This window comes from Chitinophaga varians (genome assembly GCF_012641275.1).
GTDB lineage: Bacteria > Bacteroidota > Bacteroidia > Chitinophagales > Chitinophagaceae > Chitinophaga > Chitinophaga varians_A.
The window spans coordinates 1542707-1553485 of sequence record NZ_JABAIA010000001.1; the positions used below are offsets into that span (position 1 = coordinate 1542707).

Below are 10779 nucleotides of genomic sequence, written 5' to 3' on the forward strand. Positions count from 1 at the left end.
TGTACTTTTGTATCAGAAAAATGATAGGTTATGAATCTGAACATGGAATGGTTGCGTACCTTCAAAACCATTTATGAAAAGGGTACCCTTACTGCGGCAGCGCAGGCGTTATATATCTCCCAGCCGGGCGTGAGCCTACATCTCAACTCACTGGAGGTGGCCACCGGTTATAAACTGTTTGACCGTTCCGCGAAGAAAATGGTGCCTACGGAAAGGGCCAAAGTGCTCTATAATTTCATCCAGGAACCGATGAGCAGACTGGAAATGGCGGAGCAGGTATTTCACCGCAGCAGCCGCGAAGGCCGCTCCACCATCAGCATAGGCATGTGCTTTGAAACATTCCAGTTTACACTGGAAAGGTATATCTCCACCCTGCCCTTCAACGTGATAGTGAAATTCGGCCTGTACCAGGAAATGATACACGACCTCGACAAAGGGGTGCTGGACCTCATTGTGACGCCGGAAAAAGGGGAACAGACCAATCTGGAATTCAAACCTTTCTCCCGCGAGAAAATCCTCCTGGTATGTGGCGAGCGTACGAATATCAAACCACTTAAAACACTGCTGAAAGAGATCGATGTAAAAGACGAGAAAGTAAAAGCGGCAAAAATCGGAGCGCTGGAAAACTGGCTGAAACAACAGGTATGGTACAGTACCGCGGCGGACATGGACCATCTGAAACGGTTCTGGAAAATGAACCTCCGGCAGAACATCGACTTCAAGCCTAATTATATCGTGCCCAATATCAGCTCTATTGTGCGTTGCCTGAGCGGCAATGAAGGTTTTGCCATTATACCCGATTTCCTTTGCAGGGACGAGATCAAATCCGGACAAGTGAAAGCCGTATGGGCAGGGGACGTCAAAGTGGAGAACACGCTGTATTTCGGGTCGCGCAAAAAAACTATCTACAGCAAGGAAATCAAAATGGTGGAAGATATCTTTCGCAAAGAAATGGGCGCGCTGTAAAAAAGCCAGCCGCTAATTGTTTCCAATTAACGGCTGACGTGACAGTTATAGTGAAGCAAAAATTACTTTTGTTTAGCCCACCACAGCGGCGTGGTCACCTCTTCTGTACCACCCAGTGCCTGTACGGCCTGATCATATCCCTTGCCATTGGCATTTCTCATGACAGAAGGATACTTGATACGCTGCGGATAAAACTTAACGTTGCTGGTCATATAGTTACCATTGTTCAATCCCGGCAGGCCAGGTATTGGTTGCTCAACGTTCGGTGTTTCAAAGAAGGGCAGACCGAGCCTGCGCTGATCGCTCCATGCTTCCAGTGGCAGCCATGGCATATTAGCGATGTATTTCTGTGTAATAACCTTGGTTAACAGGTCATTCTTCACACTACCGTTTTTATACAGGTTGTTAACCGGATACTTAATGGCAACAGTGCCGGGAGCATTGGTATAACCGTTTTTGAAGTTCATGGTGTGCGTAGCCGGAGGTTCAGCAGTATGGTCCCAGCTAACGGAAGTCCCCACATTATTGAAATCCGTAGAAGCCAGGTAAGCGCCCACAAACTGGGAAACGCCCCAGTATTCAAAGTTCTGCGTGATACCTTTTTCGTAAGCCGCTTTGCCGGACATCGGTACGTTCCATCCTCTCACCGCCGCTTCAGCGATCAGGAAATGTGTTTCCCACGGAGCAAAGAAGATACGTTTGCTGGTGCTGGTACGGAACTGCTGCGTCATACGCGGAGCGCCACCAGGCCAGTAATACCAGCGGTTAAGTGTGCCTTTCGCGCCCCAGTCGCCATCTGTCTGCCCATTCCAGGCCATTTTACCGTCCAGCAGTACCGCGGTGTCTTTATCATTTTTCATCAGGGCACGCGCTGTTCTCTTCCATGCATTTTCATTATAGGAAGGATAACGGGAGAAATTCGGATTGGAGAAATCACCTGCAGGGATAAACGCTTTGTAAGCGCGCGGATCGATGGTTTGCGGCAAACCATCAAACCAGAAGCCCGCCAGCGGATCACTGGAAGTGGTCGGGAAGTGGTCTGTCAGCTGTAAGCCCGCCCAGTCGGCAGCCCTGATATATGGCTGATAAACCGGATCAGTGAGCTGGTCAGCGGTTTTCACGCCACCAAGGCCGTTATAGATATTCTCCAGGGTGGTAGTCATCAGCTGTTCGTCCCACTCACGGCTCATTACACCGGTAAGCGCATCCCATCCTGGTTTTTCCTGTACCTGGAAAGTCTGGCTCATGTCGGTGATCAGATTACCGGCAGCCGCATCTTCAAATTCTGCTTTGGCTTTAGCAGCGTCTACTTCAGACAAACGCATGGCCAGGCGCAGGCGCAGGGAGTTGGCATAACGCTGCCATTTTTTGAAATCATAACCGTAAGCGGGGTCCAGCTTCGCAAGGGCATCGCCAGGTGTCTGAGTGGTGTTCAGCTTGGTGCTGGCGTCTTTCAGCTCAGACAGGATAAAGTAATACACGTCTTTTACGCTGGCAAAATCCGGATTGGTACCATTGGAGTAGCCCTGTATAGCAATAGGACCGTAGTTGTCGGACATCTCGCTCAACAAATATGCGCGCCAGATACGCGACACCTGCAACAGGTTCGCCGTATATTCGTTGATGTTACCTGTCTTTATCTTTTTTTCACCCAACTCAACGGCAGCATTAATACTGGTCAGCCAGCCGGATATCTGTGTATAATAAGCGCCGGACCAGCCATCGTTGTTATTGCCGGAAGTAATACCGTCATCCAGTTGCTGGTGAGCGGCAGCTTTCCAGATCAGCACGAATGAACGTTCAGCCACGTCCGGGTCCATCTGGGCGGCGATAATAGAACTATTGATGAGAAACTCCTCCTGGACCTGGCTTTCGCTGGCCTGTTTGGGATTCTGATTGATATCATCAAATTTGCTACAGGCAGACAGTAACATGGAAAACGCTGCCAATGCCACGCCTGATTTTATGAATATTTTCTTCATGTCAATTTGCAATTAATGGTTAGAAACTAAGGCTAAGGTTCACCAGGAATGTGCGGGTGGTTGGAGGCGCACCGTTTTCAAAACCGGTAGCATTGGAACCAATCGCGAATACAGATTCCGGATCGAGGCCACGTGCATGGCTGGAAATCATCCATACGTTATTGCAGGACAGGCCTACTTTCACTGCCTGTACCGGCATGCGGCCCAATACGCTCTTAGGCAGGTTGTAATTCAGCTGTACGTTTCTGAGGCGGATGCTGGTAGCGTCGTAGGTATTTATTTCAGGAGCGCCCAGGTTACCGTTGTTAAGCGCATTCCAGTATTGTTGCTGTGTAACAGATTGGGTATTGGGAACATATTTTCCACCACCCTGATCGATAACACCAGGTACTACAATATCGTTTCTCTGACCACCAGGCGCGGTAATAGCGGCTGTACCGGCTTTCTGCATCATCAGCTGTGTCACCGAGTATATTTCACCACCAATACGGGCGTCTACCAGGAAGCCCAGGGAGAAATTCTTGTAGGAGAATGAGTTGGTAATGCCCACGAGTGCTTTAGCCGCCTGATTGCCGAGGTATTTATTACCGTCTTCAATTTTTGGCAGGCCGTTGGATTCCAGTATCAATTGTCCATAGTACTGGCTGCTTTGATCAGTTACACGTCTTAACACTTTGCTGGCATAGATATCGCCATACAGTGAACCGGTTTTCGCAACAATAGACACCGCATCAAAACCACCCAGCGGATAAATGCTTACGCCTTCCGCTTCACCGATATCAATAATTTTGTTGCGGTTCATGGAGAGGTTACCGGAGATATTCCACATCAATCCTTTAGGATTGGTCAGGATTCTGGCGTCTGCCATGATTTCAAAACCACTGTTCTGAATGTTACCGGCATTGATTTTACGTTTTCCATAACCACTGGCAGGGTCCATCGGTAAATCGATCAGCTGATTGGTGGCATTGGATTTATAGTAGGTAAAATCAAGTCCGAAGCGGCTGTCCACAAAACGGAATTCCGCACCAAACTCATGAGATTTGATCAGCTCACTTTTTACGCCCTTATTAAAATAAATCTTATCACGGCTGGCAGTGATGTTACCGTTAGGGTCCTGACCAATCACATAGTTGTTGTACAGTTGGTAAGGAGACAAGCTGTTACCTACGGCTGCGTAGGAAGCTCTCAGTTTACCATAGCTCAACCAGGACGGCAGGGATTTGATATGTTCTGTAAGCAGGTAAGACAAGCTCACGGAAGGATAGAAGAAAGAGCGGTTTTCAGGGCTCAGTGTAGATGACCAGTCGTTACGTGCAGTCACGTCCAGGAAGAGGTAACTGTCCCAGTTCAGGCCTGCCGTTCCATACACGGAGTTGATCCGTTGCTCTGTTGCTGCATCAGTGGTAGCAATAGCTCCTTTGGAGTTTTTGATGGCAAACAGGTTAGGCACTACCAGTGCGCCGGTGCTATAACCTACGTTAGAGGTTTTCTGTTTCATCAGGTTTCCACCCACGCTGATATTGCCACTCAGTTTACTGATGAGGTTTTCCTTTTTGGCAGTGATCAGGGTGCTGTAGTTCAGCTCTGTAAAACTCAGTCTGCCTGTGCCATAACCACCATCAACGGCGGCAGGGCTGCCGACGTAAGTTTTGCTTTCTGTAGTGGTGTTATACATATCAGCACCGGCTTTCACTTCAGCGTCTAACCAGCTGGTGAACTGGTATTTCATGGACCCGTTCATGATAAAACGGTTACGGATATCCTGGTTTTGCAGGTATTTGGTGGCCCAGTAAGGGTTCACATCGTTACCAACACTGTACCAGGTCATTTTACCGAATTCATTCACCGGATTTTTAAACTGGGTGACGTCCATGGAAACAGGCATGCTGTACAGCAACGTAGCATAGTTACGGGAGTTGGTACCGGTTGCCGGTCTGTTTACCGCGTTAGTATTGGAATACTGCACTTTGAAATCTGTAGACAGGCGGTCTTTTGCACCGTACTTGCTGGAGATTCTGCTGGTGATATTTACGCGGGACAGTTTAGTGCCCGGGATCATGCTTTTATCGTTCAGGTAGTTCAGGGACGTATATACAGACGTCTTATCAAACTGCTGCTGGAAAGAGATATTCTGGTTGTGGTTCAGGCCAATGTTATAGAAGTTCTTAACGTTATCAAAATAACGCAGGTTCTCTTTTTTACCAGCCCAGTTGGTCACTTCCTGGCCTTCAATTTTCGGTCCCCAGCTGGTACCGGCAGTTTCATTAAAGACACCGTTAGTACCTTGTCCGAAAGACTTCTGCATTTCGGGGCGGGTAAAGAAAGTTTCCAGACCCAGTGTGGAGGAAACAGTAATGCCTACGCCGCTGTTTTTCCGGCCTGTTTTAGTGGTAACGAGGATAACGCCGTCTCCTGCACGGCTGCCATACAATGCAGCAGCGGCAGGGCCTTTCAATACGGAGATGCTGGCGATGTCGTTGGCGTTCAGGTCAGACAGACCGTTACCCATGTCCAGAGACGGGTTCCAGTAATCATTGGTACCGTCGGAGCCTACGCCGGTGGAGTTGTCGATAGGTACGCCGTCCACTACGATCAACGGCTGGTTCTTACCATTCAGGGAAGTGTTACCACGCAGGTTGATTTTGGAAGACGCCGCAGGGCCACCGCTGGCGCGGGTGATCTGCAAACCAGCCACCACGCCTGTCAGCGCATTGGTGATGTTGGTTTCATGTGCTTCCACCAGGGTATTGGCTTTTACTTCCTGCATGGAATAACCTAGTGATTTTTTCTCACGGCTGATACCCAGCGCGGTTACCACCACTTCGTTCAATCCTTTGGAAGCATCCTGCATCACCAGGTCAAGATTACCATTGGCAGGCACTTCCATCCTGGTAAAGCCTACGCTGGTGATCACCAGGGTGGCGTTAGGCGCCACCTGCACGCGGAAGGCACCTTTTTCGTTGGAGGTAGCACCGTTGGTAGTACCTTTTTCAACAATCGTTGCATAGATAATAGGGGCGCCGGAGCCGTCCTTCAGGGTACCGGATACCCATTTTTTCTCCTGCGCATAAGCGCTTTGACAGCAAAGGGCTACCAGACAAGCCAGCAGCGCAAAGCCTAACCACCTTTTCATTGCGGTAAATTTTGATTTTAAATAATAGTTGATGACACGTTACTGTTATAGTTCGAGCTACAGCACACGAAGCCCTGTACAGCCTTGGCGGTGCTGTTTAAGTTTTGATTGAAGCTTGTTTTTTTGATTATCCTCTTTGTTGGCCTTTATCCAAATTTTCCATAACGAGTGCTGCGGCTCCCAGCCTTTCTGCAGCATACCCAAGGGATGAAATTTTTATTTCTACATTTTCTGCGATTTTCGGAATACAATGCTCGTTTAATGCGTGTTGTACCGGCGCCAGCCAAAGCTTTCCGGCTTTTGTGCCTCTCCCGCTCAAAATCACCAGCTTGGGATTAAATAAATGAATCAGTATAGCGATCCCCCTGCCTATGTGATATCCAGCCTCTGATAATAATTCTACTGCGTACTTGTCGCCCTTGATAGCGGCGTCCATAATCTGATGGTACGTGGCAATCCTGTTGTCCATAGACAAGCCTTTCATCACCGTGGTCCTTCCTGCCTGAATTCCGGCAATCGCTTTCTCGGCTATCACGGAAAGGGAGGTCTCCGTTTCGAGGCAACCCATTTTTCCGCAACTGCAGATCTTATTGTTGGTAAACAAAGGAATGTGACTGAATTCACCGGCAAATCCGTTTTCCCCACGGAAAAGGCTGCCATTCAACACCATCCCCAGTCCAATGCCCCAACCAATATTGATCACCAGCGCATGCTGCCTTTGACGGGCTTCGCCCAGTTTCCACTCCGCCAGCGCTATCAGGCTCGAATCGTTGTCTATAATTACCGGTATGCCGGTCACCATTTCCAGGTATTCATTAATGCTCCTGGCAGACGTGTCGAAAAATGAATGATTAATTCCCTTTGTCACGTCCACAAATCCAGGCATGCCTATGCCAATGCCGGCAAATTTCTCTTTCGGAATACCGGATTGTGCTATTACCCTTTTTAATTCCTGCCCAAGGATGGAGATCCCGTCAGGATGCGCTGATAATGATAATTCCAATACCTGCTCTTCACCAATCACCTGGTTGCCCATATCCAGAATACAAATACTGGTCATGAACTGGTCCATCGCCACAGATAATATATACAGATAGTCCTGCCGCACAGAATATACCTGCGGACGACGGCCCCCTGTAGATATCGCATATCCCGACTCCATCACTAACCCCTCCTTCACCAGCTCGTTCAGCGCTTTCGTCGTATGCGGAAGGCTCCTGCCGGTCAATTGCGTCAGATCGGTACAGGACAACTCCTTGTTGAAGTAAAGGTGTTTCAGTATTGTCTTCTTGAATAATTCCTGGCGGTCAGACACCATTTTGATTGATAATATTTGGTCTGGTCACAATTTATAACAAGTAAATCAGCAAATCTCTTAATTCCGGTTCAAGATAGCCAAACTTTCTAAAATCAACCAAGAACTTTCATGAAAATTTTAATTAGTTCGATATAATTATCAAAAAAATGCGTAAAGTTATTATGAAAATGTTAATTCTGTATCAGAAAAAAGCAAAAATCAGTGCTTAAAAATCAGCTAAAACGTAAAAGCAGGTAAAACGTTTAAGTTCACGTAAGGAAACAAAGGCCCGCCATATGGCAGGCCTCTGTTTCTTTACGCTTACAAATTAAATAGTGTGGAAAAAATCAGTCATCTGCTGCTCTGTAGGCAGGTTCAGCTTCTTACGCAACCGGTACCGCTTGATCTCCACGCCACGCACAGAAATCGCCATCAGCTGCGCAATCTCCTTGCTGGACAGCTTCAGCTGTAAATAAGCACATAACTTCAGGTCAGTATTCGTCAGCACCGGATAACGGTCCTTCAGCTTCTTCAGGAAATTATTGTTGATCTCATCAAAATGAGAAGCAAACTGCTCCCAGTTGGCATTGTTCTTCTCTACATCGTTCAACAACAACAAGGCATTACGTATCTCAGGGTTATTATCATTCTTCTTATACACACTCGCCAGAATATCCTTTACCTTCACCAGTGCATCCCCCTTCTCCACCAAATGCAACGAAGCATCAGCCAACGCATTGTTCTTAAACCGGATCTCATTGGCCAGCTTCTCATTCTGTAATTCTATGATCTCCTTTTCATTCTTCTCCAACTCCAGCTGATGAATGTATTTCAACCGCGCCTGCTCTTCGTCAAACTTACGCTGCTGCACCGCCAGGTTCCGCTCCTGCAAACGGTACAACAGATACAACACCCCCGCCAGCAACAGGCTGTATAACAGGTACGCCCACACGGTTTTATACCACGCCGGCTTCACGCTGAACTGATAACGCAACTCCGCCGACTCATGCCCAAGGTTATCCCGGGCCTTGACTTTAAACACATACTTTCCGTCAGGCAAATTAGTATAGTCCTTCTCCGGCCGCGATGACCAGGCAGACCAGCGCCCGTCGTATCCTTCCAGCTGATAGCTGTACTCTATATTGTTCTGCAACCCATAGGCGGGAGAACTATACTCAAAATGAAAAGAATTGTAACTCTTAGGCAACGCCGGCACCTCCTGTTCTTCCTGCACATAACCCGTTGCGGTACGGTTAAAATAACCCCCGAAAATCAAACTGTCCGATTTGCCCAACGCCCTCACCTGCCCCATCATAATACGCACCTGCTGCTGGTTTCCCGTATACTTTTCATAATTCAGATGGATCATGCCTTTCTCTGACCCTATGAAAATATTCTCTTTATTATAAGGATAGATGTTTTCAAAACCCAACAATATCTTCCCGTCCAGCTCCGGAATATAGGTAATGGTAAAAGGTTTCCCGCCGGATGACCGGTGAAAATCCACCACCCCGATCTTTTTACCGCTGCAAAACCAAAGGTTGCCCGCAGCATCCTCATTCAGATAACGAATATCCATTGTGCCGAAAACAGGCTGCAGGAAAGCAGAAGGGACAAACCGCCCCATAGCTGCATCAAATTCGTATACCCCCTTCGCGGTACCAAACACCACCCGGTTCTTCACTTTAAACACAAAATTATTCAAGGCGGACGGCAGGCCTGCACTGTCGGTAAACAGATGCGCAGTCAGTGTTTTACGGTCGGCCGACAACTGCAGTTGATATACGCCCCTGTATGGATGCGACGCCCATATCACATTATTGTTGTCAATCTCCAGAAACCGGACAGACTCCTGCAATCCCTGTACCATGCCCCTGTCTGTAAAACGGCCATGCTCATACCCCAGCATCCGCACGCCGGCGTAAGTGCCGGCCAAAACTTCTGCCGCAGGGTATACCGCCGTCATCGGTTTAAACAGCCAGGTACCCGGACCATAGGCCAGCGGCCGGCTCACATGATCAGCTACTTCAAAACATCCGATATGCTGCCCCATCAGCAGATGGCCATTCACTTCATCGAACCGCCACACTTCATGCTGGCTGCCGGGCATCCGCACAAAATCACCTTTGGAAAAACTCAGGTCGCCACTGCCCGACAACGGCACATAATACGCCCCGTCAGAAGTGGCGAGGTACAACTGCCCTTTATAAATCCTCGCAGAATAACCGGATACTTCGTTGGTCTTACTGGGATTGATATATTTAATGGCCGCATTGTATGCAATAAAGCCAATCCCGTTATTTAATCCGGCCCACAGGTTGTTGTCCCTGTCCAGGAAAACACTGAGCACATTATTGTTTTGCAGCCCTTCCGTCCGGGAGATTTTCTGCACAATACGCCCGGCGAAATCCATCACCAAACAACCCTCCGCCGTGGTGGCGGCTACCAGCTCATTGGCATTGATACGGGTGCATACGGAGAGATTGACGCCTGCCGGCAAACGGCTGTCCTGCTTTTGCAGATGACCGTCCGGCCCAACGAGAAACAGCCCGTCTGTTTGCGTGGCGATCAACAGGCTGTCCTGCCCCATCTCCATGATACCGGATATCAGCACGTTGTTCAGCGGTTGTTTGATATTCAGCGGCAACCACTCATGACGCTCCAGTTGCAGCAGGCCGTTAGCCTTGTCCTGTGCATATAATTTATTGCCTGCCTTCCGGAGGTACATCCATTCGCTGGTAGTAGGATATACTTTAATACTGTTGTTGCGATACTCCATCAGCCTGTCCGATGCCTGGAAAAAAACGGATTCTCCATAGAGCTCTATCCGCCAGATGTCCGCGAACCTGTTCTGCGATTTTGGCAGCAATTTTTTCAGAGAGGTATAGGTCAGCACACCATTGGCCGCCCTTTCAAAATAGCCTATTTCATCCTGGCCGCCAGCATAAACCCGGTCATTACTGTCCATGGCCAATGCCCGCACAATCGTCTTGTTCGGTAACGGATATACGTTCCAGTGACTGCCGTCATAGGTCAGCATGCCTTCATTATTGGCGAAATACATCATGCCTCTGCTGTCTTGCCGGATGTCCCAGGTTTGTGTCCCTGCTTTGAAATCACTTTTGCTGTAATTGATGATCTGTGGCAGCCCTATAGTGTTTTGTCCGGCACAGGTCAGCGAGTATAGGTATATCAAGATAAGCAAACACCATCTTCTCATAAAATGAAGATATAAAATTAGGATGATGTAGTAATGATGTAGTCGATATTTATTGATAATCAATTTCTTGCTGATTTGTGATGTAGTAGAGATGTAGCGGTTTTGTTTGGGTAGAAGAGGGCATCCTATAATTTTACTGCATCCAAACAACATCCCTGTCAACTAAAATCCAAAACGG

Annotated in this window: 5 protein-coding genes; 1 reads left to right on the forward strand and 4 read right to left on the reverse strand. The window is 48.2% G+C overall.

The genetic code is table 11. From position 1 onward, the window contains the following. Positions 1-30: 30 nt before the first annotated feature. On the forward strand, positions 31-966 hold the full coding sequence (locus tag HGH92_RS06275; protein ID WP_168869882.1) for a LysR family transcriptional regulator: 936 nt from the start codon (positions 31-33) through the stop codon (positions 964-966). Positions 967-1028: 62 nt separating this feature from the next. Here the strand turns inward: HGH92_RS06275 and HGH92_RS06280 are convergent, their stop codons facing one another. From HGH92_RS06280 to HGH92_RS06295, 4 genes are all read right to left on the reverse strand, one after another. Further along, positions 1029-2948: a SusD/RagB family nutrient-binding outer membrane lipoprotein gene (locus HGH92_RS06280; protein WP_168869883.1), complete on the reverse strand. Its 1920-nt coding sequence runs from the start codon at positions 2946-2948 to the stop codon at positions 1029-1031. A 19-nt stretch (positions 2949-2967) separates the two neighbouring features. Beyond that, positions 2968-6084 carry a SusC/RagA family TonB-linked outer membrane protein gene (locus HGH92_RS06285; RefSeq protein WP_168869884.1) on the reverse strand — a complete coding sequence of 1039 codons (3117 nt, stop codon included), beginning with the start codon at positions 6082-6084 and terminating at the stop codon, positions 2968-2970. A 127-nt stretch (positions 6085-6211) separates the two neighbouring features. Next, positions 6212-7402 carry an ROK family transcriptional regulator gene (locus HGH92_RS06290; protein ID WP_168869885.1) on the reverse strand — a complete coding sequence of 397 codons (1191 nt, stop codon included), beginning with the start codon at positions 7400-7402 and terminating at the stop codon, positions 6212-6214. 307 nt (positions 7403-7709) lie between these two features. After that, positions 7710-10601, reverse strand: coding sequence for a triple tyrosine motif-containing protein (locus HGH92_RS06295; RefSeq protein WP_168869886.1), 2892 nt, complete (start codon positions 10599-10601; stop codon positions 7710-7712). Positions 10602-10779 lie beyond the last annotated feature (178 nt).

Excerpts from the sequence above, each read along its gene's own strand:
- HGH92_RS06275 (WP_168869882.1), top strand. The coding sequence starts at position 31 with ATGAATCTGAACATGGAATGGTTGCGTACCTTCAAAACCATTTATGAA.
- HGH92_RS06280 (WP_168869883.1), bottom strand. The coding sequence starts at position 2,948 with ATGAAGAAAATATTCATAAAATCAGGCGTGGCATTGGCAGCGTTTTCC.
- HGH92_RS06285 (WP_168869884.1), bottom strand. The coding sequence starts at position 6,084 with ATGAAAAGGTGGTTAGGCTTTGCGCTGCTGGCTTGTCTGGTAGCCCTT.
- HGH92_RS06290 (WP_168869885.1), bottom strand. The coding sequence starts at position 7,402 with ATGGTGTCTGACCGCCAGGAATTATTCAAGAAGACAATACTGAAACAC.
- HGH92_RS06295 (WP_168869886.1), bottom strand. The coding sequence starts at position 10,601 with ATGAGAAGATGGTGTTTGCTTATCTTGATATACCTATACTCGCTGACC.